12 protein-coding genes and 1 pseudogene are annotated in these 18430 nt (G+C 43.3%); 9 read left to right on the top strand and 4 right to left on the bottom strand.

Annotation, left to right across the window (positions count from 1 at the left end; translation table 11 throughout):
- Window positions 1-623: 623 nt before the first annotated feature.
- Window positions 624-1325, top strand: a complete 702-nt coding sequence (locus CXF80_RS10525; protein ID WP_101032826.1) for a CPBP family glutamic-type intramembrane protease — start codon at window positions 624-626, stop codon at window positions 1323-1325.
- 369 nt (window positions 1326-1694) lie between these two features.
- Here the strand turns inward: CXF80_RS10525 and CXF80_RS20445 are convergent, their stop codons facing one another.
- A complete protein-coding gene (locus tag CXF80_RS20445; RefSeq protein WP_101032825.1) occupies window positions 1695-1946 on the bottom strand; it encodes a hypothetical protein in 252 nt (83 codons plus the stop codon).
- A gap of 416 nt (window positions 1947-2362) precedes the next feature.
- Here CXF80_RS20445 and CXF80_RS20685 point away from each other — a divergent pair, with 416 nt between their 5' ends.
- Window positions 2363-3019: a class I SAM-dependent methyltransferase gene (locus CXF80_RS20685; protein ID WP_198554753.1), complete on the top strand. Its 657-nt coding sequence runs from the start codon at window positions 2363-2365 to the stop codon at window positions 3017-3019.
- 15 nt (window positions 3020-3034) lie between these two features.
- Here the strand turns inward: CXF80_RS20685 and CXF80_RS20680 are convergent.
- Window positions 3035-3262, bottom strand: a pseudogene (locus tag CXF80_RS20680) (cytochrome b/b6 domain-containing protein); the annotation flags it as partial.
- Between the two features lie 285 nt (window positions 3263-3547).
- On the opposite strand from CXF80_RS20680, the gene CXF80_RS10505 reads away from it, so the two are divergent.
- Window positions 3548-5374, top strand: a complete 1827-nt coding sequence (locus tag CXF80_RS10505) for a thiamine pyrophosphate-binding protein (protein ID WP_101032823.1) — start codon at window positions 3548-3550, stop codon at window positions 5372-5374.
- Between the two features lie 74 nt (window positions 5375-5448).
- Here CXF80_RS10505 and CXF80_RS10500 read toward each other — a convergent pair whose 3' ends face one another.
- Entirely contained in the window at window positions 5449-5823 is a 375-nt protein-coding gene (locus CXF80_RS10500; RefSeq protein WP_101034746.1) for a hypothetical protein, read from the bottom strand.
- Between the two features lie 725 nt (window positions 5824-6548).
- Here CXF80_RS10500 and CXF80_RS10495 point away from each other — a divergent pair.
- From CXF80_RS10495 to dbpA, 3 genes are all read left to right on the top strand, one after another.
- Window positions 6549-8099, top strand: coding sequence for a methyl-accepting chemotaxis protein (locus CXF80_RS10495; protein ID WP_101032822.1), 1551 nt, complete (start codon window positions 6549-6551; stop codon window positions 8097-8099).
- A 607-nt stretch (window positions 8100-8706) separates the two neighbouring features.
- On the top strand, window positions 8707-9573 hold the full coding sequence (locus CXF80_RS10490; RefSeq protein ID WP_101034745.1) for a pirin family protein: 867 nt from the start codon (window positions 8707-8709) through the stop codon (window positions 9571-9573).
- A gap of 325 nt (window positions 9574-9898) precedes the next feature.
- A complete protein-coding gene (gene dbpA / locus CXF80_RS10485) occupies window positions 9899-11302 on the top strand; it encodes an ATP-dependent RNA helicase DbpA (RefSeq protein WP_101032821.1) in 1404 nt (467 codons plus the stop codon).
- Window positions 11303-11428: 126 nt separating this feature from the next.
- Here the strand turns inward: dbpA and CXF80_RS10480 are convergent, their stop codons facing one another.
- A complete protein-coding gene (locus tag CXF80_RS10480) occupies window positions 11429-12883 on the bottom strand; it encodes a DEAD/DEAH box helicase (RefSeq protein WP_101032820.1) in 1455 nt (484 codons plus the stop codon).
- 532 nt (window positions 12884-13415) lie between these two features.
- On the opposite strand from CXF80_RS10480, the gene CXF80_RS10475 reads away from it, so the two are divergent.
- From CXF80_RS10475 to cydC, 3 genes are all read left to right on the top strand, one after another.
- Entirely contained in the window at window positions 13416-14474 is a 1059-nt protein-coding gene (locus tag CXF80_RS10475) for a DUF3626 domain-containing protein (protein ID WP_101032819.1), read from the top strand.
- Between the two features lie 339 nt (window positions 14475-14813).
- Window positions 14814-16601, top strand: a complete 1788-nt coding sequence (gene cydD, locus CXF80_RS10470) for a heme ABC transporter permease/ATP-binding protein CydD (RefSeq protein WP_101032818.1) — start codon at window positions 14814-14816, stop codon at window positions 16599-16601.
- 35 nt (window positions 16602-16636) lie between these two features.
- The gene (cydC, locus tag CXF80_RS10465) at window positions 16637-18334 is read left to right on the top strand and encodes a heme ABC transporter ATP-binding protein/permease CydC (protein ID WP_101034744.1); all 1698 of its coding nucleotides are present in this window, start codon (window positions 16637-16639) and stop codon (window positions 18332-18334) included.
- The last annotated feature ends 96 nt before the right edge of the window (window positions 18335-18430 follow it).

Genomic DNA, 18430 nt, shown 5'->3' with positions numbered 1-18430 from the left:
TCGCAACTGCTAATGAAACCAAACGTTATGGAACTCGATAAGTGAGTGGCTTATTTGGCTATTGATTCATCTACTTCGTATGTCGTTTAGCGGTTAAATCGTCGTGCGCTTGCAAGTAAAAGGATGCCAACACATATAGAGGCACTCTTGTTGCGAATTCTTTTAAAATAAATAATGTTGCCTGACGCTTTCTAATCCTTTCGAATATCAGTGGCACCTCGACTCAATGGATTTAGGATATGGAGCGACGCAGAAGGCCAAATTTGAGACATTTATCGGCTATCCCCCACATCATTAGAGCATCATCTAGAGACAAATCATGTAGACAGTCACGATTAACACGTCGCAATAATCATTTTCGTCAACTTAAAACGTTATCGTCAGAAGAATGGGTGGCATTTTTAAGAAGTCGTGGCATTCTTAGGGGTTCATTCGTTAGATGAATATCGTCAGAAGAATGGGTAGTATTTTAAGAAGTCGTGGCATTCTTAGGCGTCCATTCGTTAGATGAATGGGTGGCATTCAAGGGAGCTCATATAAGAGATTGTGGCGTCAATTGCTAAAGCAGCCCTAAAAAATGCTCTAAAAAATGCTCTAAAAAAGCATAAAAGGAAATAACAAACATGTCACACCAAGACCAGATCCTTAGCGCCAAAATGGCGGCTCCGTTCTGTATATTATTAATAGTAATATTACTGTTACAGGTGATTGGTGTGTATGTCAGCAATAATTTTTTAGCGTCGGGAGGGTTTAAAGGTTATTGGGTGTTAAGCCGACTAGTCTTTCCTTTTGTTCTGGTTTTTTTGCTGGCGATACCGTTAAAACAACTGTATTTCTCTAAACCTACAATTAATCGTGAAAACCTGCTGCTTATGGCTGTCTTTTTTGGTCTTCTGCTTTGTTTATTTATTTATCTACAATTTTTTGCCGCAGATTATTTCTCTCACTATCGCCATGGACGTTCTTTAGAGGATCTCAGAGAAGCGGGTAAGTTTCAGCGTTTTCTCATTTTTACCGCATCGACCATCATCGGCTGGGAAGTCCTCCACCGAGGATTTTTATTGGGCGGTGGCCAATATTGTTTAACCAAGCATTACAAACTTAATCCAATGGCGGCAGCGATTATAATGACCATTATCGTGTGCATCTTCGAAGTATTATTCCACATAAAAAAACCTATCTACGAAGCCATCGGCATGATCATCGCCTCGCCTTTATTATCCTATTTAACCATTAAGACTCGCAGTTTATGGCCTGCGTTAACGTTTCATTTATTGATTGAGTTAGCATTTGGCTTTTCCGCGTTCTATTACTCGGTCAATTAATCACTGATTAATCACTCCATAAATAAAATAGCCGTAATAAACATGTCATATATGGACGCTGTCGATGAGTCAGGGCAATCGTCTACTCTTCAAAGGCTGTTGGCCTTAGTTTTCTATTCAATTGCTTCACTTTTGTCATTGCTTTTGATGCGACTCATGTCCCCCTAAAAAATGGCTGATGGTGATTATTTGCTTGATTGTGGTGGCAGAAAGCAGTGTTTGCCATTATCGGGGGTTAGTATACTCACTGGCGCGGGGATGATGAGCCTTTTGCAATAAGGTGGCCGTTTTTACTCATATTCACATTGAGACCCACACTCGCCATGGATAGATCCGCAGTAGTGTCATTGTTACTGATGATGCTAGGAATTATTTAAACGTGACTTTTCCACCCACCATTTTAAAGGCTGGCGCGCCTCTAACTAAAGTCTCTCGGGCAAATACCTGGCCGCATTCAGGGCAAGTGCAGGGGACTTTGGTGTTGTCTTCGACAATACGCTCCTTGAAGCATTTGATTAAGGCGCCTTTACCTCCCTTGCGATACTTAAACAGCTGGGTTTTACACTTAGCGCAGAAGATGTCGACGGTACGGGAAGGTCCTTTCTTATTCGGTTTTGCCATATTGTAGTTTACTTTAAGCTGTGTAAGTTCTTATGCCCATTGTAATAAAAACAGCGGGATTAGGCTAAAGTTAGCTATCATTTTTTAATGACAAGATCTGCTATTGGTTTGAACTGTGATCGACTGGATCGGATTTCGGTGTTAAATAAACGGTACCAATCCCCTCAGTTAATAAAGTGCGCGGGAGTTATAATTCCGAACCAGAAGGCCACTACACTGGTTACGGTTAAGGCTGGATTCAAGAAATATGGGCAATATAGGCATATAGATACATATTGAGCCGAGGGGAAATAGCCGATGAGGTTTACATTGCGCGCTAACCATAATATACATTCGCGCCCTATAGCCGCTGAAGCTCGCGCGGTTTATATTGAACGTTCGACATGTAAATCTCAAATTATAGAGAGGTTTTACCTTTGAGTTTTTATGAAAACAATATTCTTCCACACATTATCAATTGCGCTTGTTCTTCCAGTGTCATAATGGAACTTAGGCAAAAAGTCGTTCCTTTAGCTTATGGCAATGTGTTAGAGGTTGGTATGGGGTCTGCTGTTAACATGACTTTATATAATCCTATGAAAGTTAACATGATATGGGGGCTTGAACCTTCTCTTGGAATGCGTAAAAAAGCGCTAAAAAATGTAGCTAAATCCCCTATTCAGGTTGAGTGGCTAAGTCTCCCCGGTGAACAAATTCCGCTTGATGATCATTGTGTTGACTCAGTCGTGTTAACGTACACGCTTTGCACTATTGCTGATTGGCGTGCCGCAATGAAGCAAATACACAGAGTATTAAAGCCCGATGGTAAAATTCTTTTCTGTGAGCATGGTCAAGCTCCTGATGACTCAATTAAAAAATGGCAAAATCGTTTAAATCGTTTATGGGGTAACGCCTTTGGTGGCTGTAATTTAAATAGGCCTATGATTGAAAATATACAAAGCAGCGGGTTCACTATCGATTGGTTTGAAAGTAATTATATAAAGGGAATGCCGAAGTTTGCCTCTTATATTAGCTGTGGCGTAGCGACTAAAGTTACGAGTGAACCATTTTTCTATTTTGGCGCTGTCGGTTAAGCGATCGATGGTAATGGACGGTGCCATGGGGGCGATTGCTATGCGGGTCTTTTTGATGCATCCCCATAACAGGCGAAAAACTATTAAGATTAAGATGCTGTAACCCGCATAGCTGTGAATCGTCATCCACTCATCTTCGCCCTCGGTTAAATAGGCTAGAGTAAAAAAACCAACGAGTGACCAATGGAATATGCGGATCAACACATCCCAGACGTTAATGGTGTGCAAGTTATTTAATGGCATGATGTGACGCGCCTAATGTGGTTTAGGAGTAGGTTACTTAACCCAAACTTAAACCTCGTTTAAATTTTCAATGGGTCACTTGGTTTGAGCTGCGGTGAAATGAGTTGTTCTAGTGGTGTGGCCGATTGGCCATTGGGAGAGGATTAGCAAAATGGGTTGCTTGGTTGTGGGGAGGGCGTTGTGACAACCGCATCTGCAGGGCAATTTTATAAAGCTGATCTCGATCAATACATGATCTAGCACTTGCGCTTAGTCTAAGGCCATTAACGACTATAGGAGCGTAATGTGACCTCATCGATTCAACACAATTTTGGCAAGCAGTACCATGACAGCTTGCCACAACTGGGACATAGCCTTGCCCAGTTATTGCAATTTTTTGGGGCGAAGCGGCTCTATGGTGTGGGTGGCGATTTTGTCGCCAACCTTATTAATGCACTTGAGCCGAGCCTTACTGTGCTGCCCTCAAGTAATGAGATGCACGCAGGCTTTAGCGCATGTGCTCAAGCCGAGGTAGCAGGCCTTGGTGTCTGCCTTACAACATACACAGTCGGCAGCTTACCCTGTATTTCTGCCGCGGCCCTAGCCCGCACCGAAGGCTTACCTGTTATTTTTATATCCGGTGCTCCTGGGGAGAATGAAATCGCCCAGCATTCCTTGCACCATACTGTGCATCCTCATACCGCGTGGAATACGGATCTCAATGCTGCCCTCAATGCGTTTAAAGCCCTAGGTATTCGCGCAGAGCGACTACAAGGACAGCGTCATACTGGTCAGCCTAATATTGCCGCTGAGCAATGCTTAGCATTAATGACTCATGCTTATTTACATCGCCAACCTGTGTATATCGAGATCCCCAGGGATCTGGTGCAGCAACCGACTCAAGCCTTGTCTTTACCCCCAAGTCTGGATTCTCTCCAAGGACAACACCTTAATTTGAGCGGCGGTGAACTTATCGCCGCTAACATACTCGATAAGCTGAGCAAATCTAAGGCTCCCTTACTGTTTCTTGGGGAAAAGTTGCGCCTTAATCCCGATTTATTGGCAAGATTGGTCAAGCTATGTCATCAGTTGCAACTACCCTATGCCGTCACTTGGTTTGCCAAGGGTATGGTCGATGAAAGTGATCCTCTCTGTCTTGGCTGCTATAACGGCGTATTCAGCCACACCCCAGGTAAAATCTACATTGAAACCATCGCCGATTATGTGTTGGAAATAGGCACAGCTATTTTTCCATCAGACACCAACAATGCCTTTGGCAGCCAGACTCATGCCATAGACAAGCACCAGAATAAGACGATGTTAAAGGGCACTGCTCACCGGGAGCAAGACATCATCGCCGTCGTCACCCTGCTAGAGTTGGGGCTGCAGCACAGGCTAGAAGCAACAACAAAACAACCTCAACTATCAGCGCAGGCTGCGCCGCAAGATGCTGTTGCCGTTATGGGAGCAAACATTGAAGCCCAGCAGAGCCTAAGCTATGCCAATTTGGCAAAGGTGATCAATGTAGCTCAAGCCACCTTGCCTCAGCCCTATGTATTTATTCCTGAAATAGGCAATGCCTTCTTCGCCAGCTTCGAGCTTAATACCTTAAGCACTGAACTTGGACGCAGTTTTTTGGCCAATCCTTGGTATGCCGCCATGGGCACAAGCCTTCCCTATGCCAGAGCGGTAGCCGATGAACTCGCTTACATTGGCAGTCAAGTGCCTATTTTGGTTATCACAGGTGATGGCGGGTTTAATTTTCAGGCTAATGAGTTGATTAATTTGCAGAAACAGCATGCCAATGTCACGATACTTTACATGCGAAACAATGTGTTTCATTTAGGCAAAGCAGGCAATGCGCCCATATATCACTGCAATGCAGAAGGTTTTGATCCGAAGTTGTTGATCCAAGCTTACGGCGGGCAGGGCCATTATTGTCAGACTCAGGCACAGCTGATACAGACCCTACAACAAACAGCCACAGGCGGGCTGCATTTGATCGAAATCCCCACATCCGTAGAAACTCAATGCCAGAGTGATATCAGCCGTAAACTGAATAGCTATATTGGTTTTAAAAATGGCGACCCTGTTGCTAGCGTCCAATGGCAGGCGCTTTGCGATCAGGCATAGTGGCAGTGAAATAGTGGCAGTAAAATAGCGCCAGATGAGTGGGCGGCAGGGTGACTCTGATTAGGTACAAATAATTACTGTGCCTCTGCCGCTTTAATCGTTAATCGCTCTTGATTAGATAAACGGATTTGAATCCCATCAACGGTGGTAATCCGCTTGGCTTCAATATCTTTTTTACGTACTTTGTAGCTTGTGGTCATCGCTTCAATGGGTGATGTAATCGTCACTTCAACCACGGTGTTTTCGTCATACAGACTCCAACCCCAATAGCCAGTTGAGGCTAACATCGACACTGCAATCATAGCGTAAATAATCACCCGACTAAAAAATGGCGAGCTTTGTTCCTCTGCTATTGCAGCACTGCGACTCGCTTTACTGCCCCGGCCACTGCGTAAATATACAATAGCGCCAACGATTACTAATATCGTGACTAGAATTTGTGTCAGCACTTCATTTCCCACCAATCATTAATTAACCATGATTATACTGTGTTTTGATTATTTTAACGTTATCCAGCACACATCAAGAGTGATCATGGTGCGATAACTAATTGCTAGAGAATCGTCACAGTATAAACGCTTATTTTTGCTTCAACTCTCGTTCCTTTCTCGCTGTTGGCGATGAGAAAAATGGTGGGTATTAAGCGACTATTATGTAAAAGGCAACCACAAAAGAGCAAGCGATCCATACCTGGAATTAACCTCTTTGAATGAATATGACTTTTCATTTTTATATTAAAACACCGTTGAGATAGAGTCAGCTAGATTAAAATAGTCGATCTAAAATAGCGCCATAAATATGTTTTTCAAATGGTCGTTTGCTGATGGGCAACAAATCAAAGTCTGTCTACCAAGATATTTTTCGCTATGTTATTGGTTAAATAGATGATCGGCCTTGTAGCTGACGCTTAATGACCTTATCCGCTGCTATCGTCTGAAGAAAAAAGTCACTGACAAGGTGAACAAATATTAACATTATTTACCGATGCCATTCAAATGAGCGGCTAATGCTTGAGACATCACCTCGATCTTAAAAACCATCAATGTGACTTAACTCGTGTATTTTATAAATGTTAAATATTTGGCGATTAAATTAGCTAATCATCACATCAATGTCGTGCTGACTGATTAATAATCGCCTCACTTATTTAATTGACTGCGTTTAATGTATCAACATGACTGTAAAAGAAATTATTGATGAAGAAATCACGTATCCGTCAGATTATAAAATTCTTTCAACAACAGATCTAGACAGTATCATTACCCATGTTAATGATGACTTTATTACTGTTTGTGGCTACCAAAAAGAAGAATTAATCAACAAGCCACATAATATTGTCCGCCATCCTGATATGCCTAAAGCTGCATTTGCTGACCTCTGGGATACTATTAAGCAAGGACAAAGCTGGATGGGGCTAGTTAAGAACCGTTGCAAAAATGGCAAATACTATTGGGTTAACGCCTATGTCACCCCCATTAAACGCAACGGCACTATTTGTGAATACCAGTCGGTTAGAACTCAACCTGAAGTTGAGCTCACTGAACGTGCTCAAGCCTGTTACGATGCGGTCAATGCTGGCAAAGCAGCCAAGCCAAAGTTTGGCGCCAGTATTATCACTAAACTATTATTGGGCTGGTTGTTATCAGTAGGGTTATTCATGTCCTTACCTTACGCCAGTGCTTTCTTCACTATGTTAACCTTTGTTATCGCCATTATATGTTTTTGTCGACCGCTTTATGTTCTTAAACAGCGTTTTGATAACATACTTATTTTGAGTAAAAAAATACATGATAATCCACTCAATCAATTTGTTTACACGGGTTATACCGATGAGCTTTCTCACATAGAATTAAGCCTACGGATGCAAAAAGCAGAAATACTTGCCGTGGTCGGACGTATCAAAGACAGTGGTGAAGAACTCCAGCAAGGTTTAGAAGAGCATCAACAACAAAATCAAGCCAATCAGAGCCAGTTGGTTGAGCAATCACAAAATTTAGAACAAGTCGTTACAGCCATTGGGCAAATGAACGCTTCTGTTACTGACATTGCCCAAAACACCAGTAACTCAACGGCAGAAATCCATCAATTAGTGGAACAAATACAGGCAACTAAGGTGGCATTAGTTAACAGTAAAACCGCTACAACTGAAATTAATAGTTTACTCGAAGAGTCGCGTGTTGCTATTTCTACCCTGAATCAACAATGCCAAAGCGTGAATCAAGCCGTCGATGTGATAGAAAGTATTGCGCAGCAAACAAACTTACTGGCGCTTAATGCGGCCATTGAAGCCGCGCGCGCTGGAGAGACGGGCAGAGGATTTGCAGTGGTCGCCGATGAAGTGCGTAACTTGGCAAGTCGCTCAGCAACGTCTGCTCTTGAAATACACGCTATTATCAATACACTCAGTCACACGACTGCAGAGGCTGTAGCGCAAATGGATCAAAGTCATTTGTTAATAGACAAGAGCATTGACTCCAGTAACATGCTTGAGCAAAGCCTGATTTCTGTCAGTGAAGTGATGAACATTATCGAGGGTAATGGAGAGCAAATTTCAGTTGCTGCTGAAGAACAAGCCACTGTCGTTAATCAAATTTATAATAATGCGATGGCATTACAAGCTGGTATCAATCAATTCGAACAAAATTGCCATAATGCTGCAATACATAGCCAAGAAATTAGTGGTCAAGGTGTTCGCCAAACAGAGTTGGTGTCACAGTTTAATTAGACGTTTTGAACGTCAATATTAATTCGATATAGATTGAGCATAATAATCCTACCTTATACATGGCCAACGCCGTTGGCTCTGCAATATTCCTTATGTCGTTGCATACCGCCGTGTGGTATTACAATTAGCCACCTAGGTTGAGCGATTTGCGATGACTTGGGGAATGTCGACCTACTTGGCATACATCTTTTTCAAGCTATCGCCGTTTGTTGTTGCTTTGATCGTTTTTTGAGCCGCAAACCTCATTAGGATTAACTCGCTTTATCGCGACACCATAAGCGCGTGAGCATGCTTTTGCAGTCGATTTCATCGAATAAAAATCACACTATCATACAATATTCATTAACGATATTGCCTGCTATGCTCAAGTGATATTGATATAAATAACCTCTGCTCGGGTTATAGAGATAAGGTAAATAGATAAGATAAGTTATCTATTTATCTGTCATATCAAGCTCATCATTTGTTCTGTTAACGAAGTGCAATGACACGTTAATAACGCGTCATTAGCGTGCTACTGCGAGTCAGTAAAATGCAGTGAACGAGAAAATAGCTGGTTGATAACCGTTTATTATCTTGAGTTGAGGTTAAATAAATGGGGTTTATGATGAAAGTATTAAATCGCTACAGTGCATTGCCTGCAATGGACGGTGATGGTGTTAACATCAATCGTATTGCCGATTTCGATAAGCTTCGTTTTGACCCCTATTTAATGATGGATGAAATAAAGTCTGATAACGAGCAAGATTTTATTGGTGGTTTTCCGCCTCATCCTCATCGCGGCATAGAAACCTTTACCTATATCCGTACAGGCGGCTTTGAACATCGCGATCAAATGGGCAATGTTAAGCATATTCGTGCCGGAGACGTGCAGTGGATGAGTACTGGCAGTGGTGTGGTGCATTCTGAAATGCCATTAGCGGATGCTAAAAAAGGGCTGCATGGGTTTCAAATTTGGCTCAATATGCCAGCAAAACATAAAATGCGTCCACCCATTTATCAAGATACCAGCAAGCAGGCTAATCCGTGTATAGATAACGAACACGGCGCAAAACTTGTTGCCTTGGCGGGGAACTGGGGCTTTAATCATGACCCACATGAGATTAGCTCAAGTATTCAAGGTTTAGCCGGCCATGGTGCTATTGCCGATTTAACGTTAGCTGGATATGGCCATGGCACACTTAATCTTGCCGAATACCAAATGGTGTGTGCTTATGTGTATCAAGGTGAACTTAACTATGTTGATGCACAAGGTCTGCGAGAAACGGCCAGAGCAGGACAGTTTTTGGTATTAGATCCACATGACGTCAGTCATTTTCAAACGGAATCGACAGGTGCAGGATTATTGTTGCTTGCGGGAAAACCTATTAATGAAGAAATTGTTTATATGGGGCCGTTTGTGATGAATAGTCAAGCTGAGATAGAGCAAGCAGTACACGATTATCAGCAAGGTCGTTTTGAGCAAACTTTCTAGGATTGCACTCAACATAAGCTGAGTTATCGATAAATATTTGTCAGCGAACGGGCAATAAAATTGCTACAATAGCTGACATCTGGCTTAGGTTTGTTTTAACACCTTTGCTAACACCAATCTTATTTATTATCTGTTCCTTCTGGCAAGATAAATCGTTCGCACATTGCGGTAAGCACTTTTCATATAGCTCCATTCTATATGCTAATTTTGTTTCGCTATTAAATGATTGTTTTTGCGCGATAATGGCTCATTTATGTAATGGTATTGGTATTTTTTTGCAGCATTTGTCTGCTTTTTTACCTTTCGATATCAGAGGATATTTGCCTTGAGTCAGTCTACAGAACAGGCCGTTAACACGGCTTTCGCATCACTTAATTTAAAACCTGAATTGCTTGAAAACCTCCACACTATGGGTTTTGAATCGATGACTCAGATCCAAGCCGAAAGTTTACCGCCTATTTTGGCTGGTGAAGATGTCATTGGCCAAGCGATGACAGGTTCAGGTAAAACCGCAGCCTTTGGTTTGGGGCTACTCAATAAGCTGGATGTAAAACGTTTTCGCATTCAAACTATGGTGTTATGTCCAACGCGCGAATTAGCCGACCAAGTGGCGAAAGACATTCGTACCTTGGCCCGTGGTATTCATAACGTTAAAGTATTAACACTTTGTGGCGGCGTACCTATGGGACCGCAAGTTGGTTCATTAGAACATGGTGCGCATATTATTGTCGGTACACCGGGTCGTATTGTTGATCATTTAGATCGCAACCGTTTAGATTTAAGTAACATGAACATGCTTATTCTAGATGAAGCAGATCGCATGTTAGAAATGGGCTTCCAACAGCACATTGACCAAATCATTGCTGCCGCACCTCGTGAGCGTCAAACCTTACTGTTTAGCGCCACGTTCCCTGATCAGATCCAAGCGATTGCCGATCAAATTCTGTATAAACCAGTAATGGTTAAAGTGGAAGCTAAGCACGATAACCTAACTATCGATCAACATTTTTATCGTATCGAAGATAACCAGGGCCGTCTTGAAGCATTGCGTTTATTGTTATTAGATAAGCAGCCTGAAAGCGCAGTAGTGTTTTGTAATACCAAGCGTGAAACCCAACAAGTGGCTGACTCATTAAATGAATTTGGCTTTAGTGTATTAGCATTACATGGCGATTTAGAGCAGCGCGATCGCGATCAAATGTTATTGCAGTTTGCTAACCGTAGTGCGCGTATTTTAGTGGCCACCGACGTTGCGGCGCGTGGATTGGATATTGATGAGTTAGACGCAGTATTTAACTATCATATTGCTTACGATACCGAAGTGCATATTCACCGTATAGGCCGTACTGGCCGAGCTGGCAGTTCAGGGGCCGCATATACTTTGTTTGGTGAAGAAGACGGTTACAAAATGGCGATGATTGAAGAAGCCATGAATAAAGATGTAGTCAGTGAGCCTTTACCTGCAATGAGCGTACTCAACAAGCAGCCATTAGCGGCTGCGATGATCACCATTCAGATTGAAGGGGGTAAAAAGCAAAAAATCCGTCCAGGTGATATTGTTGGGGCATTAACGGGTGGCAATGGTTTAGATTTTAACGATATTGGTAAAATCAAAGTGACTGATTTTCGCGCTTACGTTGCAGTAAAAAGCAATGTGTCTAAACAAGCGATGAATATCATCAGTAAAGGTAAGTTAAAAGGCCGTAATTACCGCGCTTGGTTTATGTGACCAATTAATGTGTTATCGGTCAATTTATAGCCGATTGATGATGCCTGAATAATAAAAAACCGGTGAACAATGTTCACCGGTTTTTTTATGCTTTATCGCTAGTGAGCTAGTGAGCTAGTGAGCTAGTTAGCTTTTTACTTTAGCATTGGCATAAGGATTACTGCTTGTCGATGTTACTGGTGCAGTACCACTTCGACGTGGCGGACGTGAACGTTGTGGTGGTTTATTACCATTGGCTCTAGCTTCTGCCTTAGGATCAGCAGGGTTAGCGTTATTGTCGTGGCCACGTGATTGCTGGCGTGAGTCAAACTTACGCGCTGGCTTATTATCACCTTGAGCACCATCATTAGCATGTTGCTGAGCATGTTTACTGCGGTTCGGGTTTGGCTTTCTCGCTTGAGTGCTTTTTGAGCTGCCACTTGATTTGAGGTTAGGTTCAGGAATTGTGAACGGTGCTTCAAAACCATCAAGCTGCTTACGCTCAATGACGCGATTAGTTAAGCGCTCAATATCATGCAGTAACTTAACTTCTTCTAAGCCAACTAATGATACCGCTTGACCTGTTGAACCTGCACGGCCTGTACGGCCAATACGATGTACATAATCTTCAGGTACATTGGGCAAGTCAAAGTTCACAACACATGGCAGTTGATCTATGTCGATACCGCGAGCGGCAATGTCGGTTGCGACCATCACTTGTACTGCGCCAGCTTTAAAATCAGCCAAAGCCTTTGTGCGTGCGGTTTGGCTTTTATTACCATGAATCGCTGCAGCTTTAATGTTGGCGGCATCTAAACTCTTGGCCAAACGGTTGGCGCCATGTTTGGTGCGCGAAAAGACCAATACTTGCTTCCAATCATTGGTTTTAATCAGTTCGATTAGTGCCATTGATTTTCGTGTTTTATCCAATGGGTACACACATTGTGTCACCGAGGCGGCGGTAGCGTTGCGAGGCGTTACTGAAATTTCTACCGGATTGTTAACCAAACCTTTAGCCAGTTCACGAATTTCATTCGAAAAAGTCGCTGAAAACATCAGGTTTTGACGCTTAGCAGGTAACATCGATAATACTTTTTTAATGTCACGAATAAAGCCCATGTCTAGCATGCGGTCTGCTTCATCTAACACGAGAATTTCTAATTTGCTGAAGCTAAGGGCTTTTTGCTGGCATAAGTCGAGTAAACGGCCAGGGGTGGCGACTAAAATGTCGACCCCATTTCTGAGCGCAGCTAATTGTGGCACGATAGACACACCACCAAATACCACGGCTGATTTTAACGGTAAGTTGACGCCATAAGTGGCGACGCTTTCTTGTACTTGTGCTGCAAGTTCACGTGTTGGTGTTAACACGAGCGCACGGACTTGACCACGTTGCGCGCGTTCACCTTTAGACAACAATTCTAAAATTGGCAGGGTAAAACCAGCTGTTTTTCCTGTCCCAGTTTGTGCCGCTGCCATTACATCTTGGCCCGCTAAAACGGCTGGAATTGCTTGTGCTTGAATTGGAGTGGGGGTGTCGTAACCTTGTTTTTCAACCGCTTTTAAAATAGCAGCATTCAGACCAAGTGAGGAAAAACTCATAGAAAAATCTCTTTGGGCAACGCATTGTTGCTTTGAATAAAAGGTAGCCAGTAACGGCGGCCGTGAAGCTTACCTGAAAACCGCTATAAGTGCTATCAAATCCCTTAGTGGGCGATGATGTATCCTCTTGGGTTGCAATCAATAATGGGCGATTTAATCGTTCAAATACAGAGGTTATTATCCCAAATACAGCGGTTGAATGAAATCGTGTTAATCTTAAGACTTGCAACAGTGCTAAACGTCGACTTATTACATACAATAAAACGATAAGCTGTTTTCTAATGCAATATTCAGCGACTTAGCAGGGTTTTACTAAGCTGATCTCGGGTTAATATATGGGGTAAGTAAGCTAAAATCAGAACATTTCAGCTAATTTATCGCTAATTTGCCATGTGTTTTGCTAATAAAGAGGATTGACGCTTCAACAGCGACTCAATTGCAAGTCAATACAACGCAGTTAGCAGGGGAAGGGTTGTTTGATAACCGTTTATTATCCCGAGCTGAGGTTACTTAACTTAGGAGTCTCTTACTGATGAAATTAACGGCACAAACACACATAGAGAAAATGGCGTATGAGCTGCGAGATCATGCTCATGCCGTGATCAAGAATGTGTTGTTAATGTCTAATATTTCAACCTTATCACTCCAACTCGCTATGCGTGAGCTAGCGCAACATAGTCGAGTCGCTTTGCATTTTCATCCCGATCAAATTGATAACCGCGGCCTCACCGTTGTTGATGGGTTATTGCGTGATGGTGTGTATAAAAGTCAGTTTGAAACTCATGTTTCTAATGGGCACTTATCGCCAGAATTAGGCGGGTCTCGCGACCATTGGGAAAACCAATTATTTGGTCACACTTATTCTGGTATTAAGCATCGGCCTAAATATGGTGCGTTAGATTTTGGTTTATGTCCGCTAGGCCCAGCGCCTCGCTTTGGCAGTTGTTATTTTGTCACCCATCCTCAAATATTGTCGCGATGTACCTTTAGTTACCTGGACTCTTATCGATTGCCCAAAGAAAAGGGCACCATAAAGTGTTTTGATGCGATTATAGCGGCATTATTAAGTGAAAGTTTTGAACGTCAATATGCGTTGGGCATTCCAGGGCTTAAACCGAGTAAGCTAATTGAACATTTTAGTCAGCATTTAACCGATGATATCAGCCGCCGCTTTGACGCTATGCCAAGCGCTAATTTAGATCATTATATTGAAGCCCAAATTCACGGTGATGTGATGCTGGAGGAAGATGTCGCCATATTAGTCGCGGATCCGTCATTTATGGGGAGCGCCATAGGGGATTCATTAATCGCCTTGTGTAACGAATACGAAATTGAATTGCATTGGCATAAAGGGCGTCAAATTAATGTGGCGCAAGTACCGGATGATTTTCGTGGTGCTGCCATGCCTATTTTGGCACAAAGTATTGCTGAAAATGAGTTGATCAATGCAGAAATTATTGGCCGTGCGGCATACCAATTACAAAAACAACCTGCTTCTTGGAGTGAGCGGGGAGCACATTCTAAAAAACGACAAGACTTAAAGTTACTCTGGCACGTGTTGGTTAAATACGGTGAGAGTACCACTCAGTAAAGAGTGTTATCGATGCTAAACTGATATTAGCCTATCGCCTCCCTCTGTGTTCTGTTCATCAATTAGCTTGGTTATACGATTCATCATTATTATGCTGAGCAATGTGATATTGGCTTGGGATAAACTAGGCTATTTTCACAAGAGGTACTTTACTGAATGCGATATGTTTCGAGAAGATATTTAAGGTAATTGATATTGTTACTAAATTTAATTATTAAATCAGGCTTTATTAGCAAAATGTGAATCAGATATCATTTACACCGTTTTAAGTGTTAACTAGATGCCAGTACTGCGATACTGCGTGATAAAAGTGGTCATCAATAACTGCGCCGGAGCTTCATGGACAAGTCGTTAGAAAAGTCATTAGCAAAATGGCTTAAAAACCAACAATCTTCTTGTGGTATTTTCCTTAAATTATCTGTGTTATGTGGGGTGTTAAATGGCATTGCCATTGTGGGACAGGCCTATTTTATTGCCCAGATTTTGCAGGGTGTCATTATTGATAACCTCGTACCTGGCGCATTAAGCAATGAATTCTATGCACTTATTGGCTTGTTATTGATACGAGCCTTGTTAGCCCAAGTGCGTGAACGGCTTAGTTTTGAGGCTGGAAAACGTTTACGCGAAGATATACGTCAAGCTGTGCTTAATAAGTTAGTGGCACTGGGTCCGGTGTTTATTAAAGGTAAACCTGCTGGAGCATGGGCAACCTTAGTGTTTGAGCAGGTTGAAGATTTACATGACTTTTATGCTAAATACTTACCGCAGATGATGTTAGCGGGGTTTATTCCTTTGCTGATCTTAGCGTGTGTGTTTCCGCTTAATTGGGCTGCAGGGATCATTTTGTTGGCCACTGCGCCTTTAATTCCAATGTTTATGATTTTAGTTGGCATGGGTGCGGCAGATGCTAACCGTAAAAATATGCAGGCGTTGTCGCGTTTAAGCGGCCACTTTATGGATCGGCTAAAAGGACTGCAAACGTTAAAGCTGTTTAATCGCGGCGCCGCGGAGTTAGTCAATATTGAACAGGCTTCAGAAGACTTTCGCGCCCGCACTATGTCGGTATTACGTTTAGCCTTTCTCAGTTCAGCGGTATTAGAGTTCTTTGCCGCAGTGTCGATTGCGGTATTGGCGGTGTATTTTGGCTTTAGTTACTTAGGTCATCTCGACTTTGGTCATTATGGCGTGCAGGTGAGTTTGTTTACCGGTATGTTTGTGTTGATTTTAGCGCCAGAATTTTATCAACCGCTTCGCGACTTAGGCACCCATTATCACGCCAAAGCTCAAGCCATTGGCGCAGCAGAAGCGCTAGTTGAGCTGCTTGATTACCAAGTCAGCACAGTGGCTATCGATTCAATACCACAAAATAATACATTCTCTGCCGATAGCATAGGTATCCAAGCCATTGGGACTGAAGTGTTTAGTTTAGATGGTCAGCGTTTAGTTGGGCCTGTTTCATTTACGTTACCCGCAGGTGAACACTGGGCCATTGTGGGTCCAAGTGGCGCGGGAAAAACCAGTTTGCTGAATGCATTATTGGGGTTTTTACCTTATCAGGGATCATTGCTGATTAATGGTCATGAATTATCGCACCTTAATGTGGCGCAATGGCGTCAGCATCTGGCTTGGTTAGGCCAAGATCCGCAATTATTCCATGGCACCGTGAGAGAAAATGTTGCTTTGGCCAACCCGCAATTAAACGATGAGCAGATTATGGCGTTGCTTGAACAGGCCAACATCAGTGAGTTTGTGTTACAGCATCCATTAGGGCTCGATTTAATCATCAGCGATCAAAGCGCGGGTGTGTCGGTAGGCCAAGCTCAGCGTTTTGCTTTGGCTCGTGCGTTGGCACAACCGGCGAAGTTATTTTTATTAGATGAACCAACAGCCAGTTTAGATGCCCAAAGTGAGCAGTCTGTGATGGCCACGTTGCAGCGCGCAATGCAGTCGACAACGGGATTAACCGTGACCCATAAATTAGATGATTTACACACGATGAATTGCGTCTTGGTCATGGACAAAGGAAGGGTCGTACAACAAGGCCATGTTAATGATTTACAACAGGTTGATGGGTTATTGTCGCAAATGCGCAATCAACAACAGAATCAACAACAGGAGGTGTGCTGATGTCACAATCCGTTGACGCGAAACCGCGCAGTATCATCCAGGTATTACGCCCTTTTGTTGCTTTGTTTCGCCGCCAGTGGCTGATGATGTTAGTGGGGCTCTTGCTCACATCGACGACATTACTGACGGGCATTGGCTTATTGTCATTATCGGGCTGGTTTTTATCTGCCAGTGCAGTAGCAGGCTTAGCGGTGGTTACCGCGCAGACGTTTAACTATTTCACCCCCGCCGGAGGTGTGCGATTTTTCTCCATCGCTCGTACTGCAAGCCGTTACGGTGAGCGGTTAGCAACCCATGAAGCGACCTTTAAATTATTGACGCAACTGCGTGTTTGGGCATGGAAGAAGTTACTGCCGTTAAGCGCGGCTAACTTGCAAGGTCTGCGAAGAGGTGACCTACTTAATCGTTTGGTTGCCGATATTGATACGTTAGATCATCTCTATTTACGCTTACTCACGCCAATGGCCGCATCTTTGATGATGATTGGTGTATTGTTGGCGTTTCTCGGTTGGTTTGATAACCATCTAGCCTTGAGTTTATGCACTCTGTTATTAGCCGCTTGGTTTATCTTACCGCTAGTATTTTATTACTTAGGTAAGGCGCCTGGGCAAGTATTAATGCAGGCGCAAAGGCAATATCGAGTTGAGTTACTTGATGTTATTCAGGGGCAGGCCGAGTTAAGTTTATTTGGCGCTAATAAGCGCTATTTGGCTCAACTTGAACAAGCGCAGCACAGTTTATTTAGTCAGCAAACCACCATGGCCAATATTACCGGGCTAAGCCAAGCATTATTGATATTAATCAATGGCAGTGCGGTCGTCTCTATGCTGTATTTAGCGGGCCAAAGTGTCGGTGATCTCTCGCCGCCAGGGCCGTTAATGGCATTAATGGTGTTCGCCACTATGGCCAGTCTTGAAATGATGATGCCGATAGCCGGTGCATTCCAACATTTATCAAGCACGGTACTGGCTGCGCGGCGGGTGACGGAAATAACCGAGCAAACACCGAGTGTGGTATTTAATCCTGATAGTCACTTACAAGCCCATCACGGAGCTTTGCAGATCAGTGGCGTTCACTTTGGTTATCACGCGCACTCTCCGGTGTTACAAGGCCTTGGCTTAACCATTAAAGCCGGTGAAAAGGTGGCTATTTTAGGTCCTACTGGTTGTGGTAAATCAAGCTTATTGGGACTGATCACCCGTGACTGGGCGGCGCAGCAGGGGTCCATTACGCTTGATGGTCAACCAATAAGTGACTACAGCGATGCCAATCTTCGTGCTGCGATGACTGTGGTTAGTCAACGTATTTACCTGTTTTCAGGTACTTTACGTGACAATTTAGCGTTAGCGTTGCCGTATCTGCACGGTGAGGCCCAAAAAGAACATGATCAACGTTTTATTGAAGTGTTACAGCAAGTGGGTCTGCAAACCTTGTTGCAAGGCGATAAACCATTAGATTGTTGGATCGGTGAGGGCGGCCGACAATTATCCGGTGGCGAGCAGCGCAGAATTGGCGTTGCTCGGGCATTATTGCGTGATGCTCCTTTGCTGCTGTTAGATGAACCTACTGAAGGACTCGATAAACGTACCGAGCGTGAAATCCTCAAAGTCTTACTCGATTTTGCCCAGCACAAAACCCTGCTAATGATCAGCCATCGCTTGACCGCGTTAGAACAAATGGATTCGGTGTACCTTTTTCAGCAAGGACGGTTAATTCAACAATTGGCTGATTAACGTCTCTGGCTAACGATATAGAATATCAGCGGTTCGCCATTTTAATGCGACATCATTAATGGGCGTAAGTTGGCCTTTAATGAAGTGGCTTTCGGC

It is taken from the genome of Shewanella sp. Actino-trap-3 (genome assembly GCF_002836275.1).
GTDB lineage: Bacteria > Pseudomonadota > Gammaproteobacteria > Enterobacterales > Shewanellaceae > Shewanella > Shewanella psychromarinicola.
This window is presented reverse-complemented; position numbering and strand designations above follow the sequence as displayed.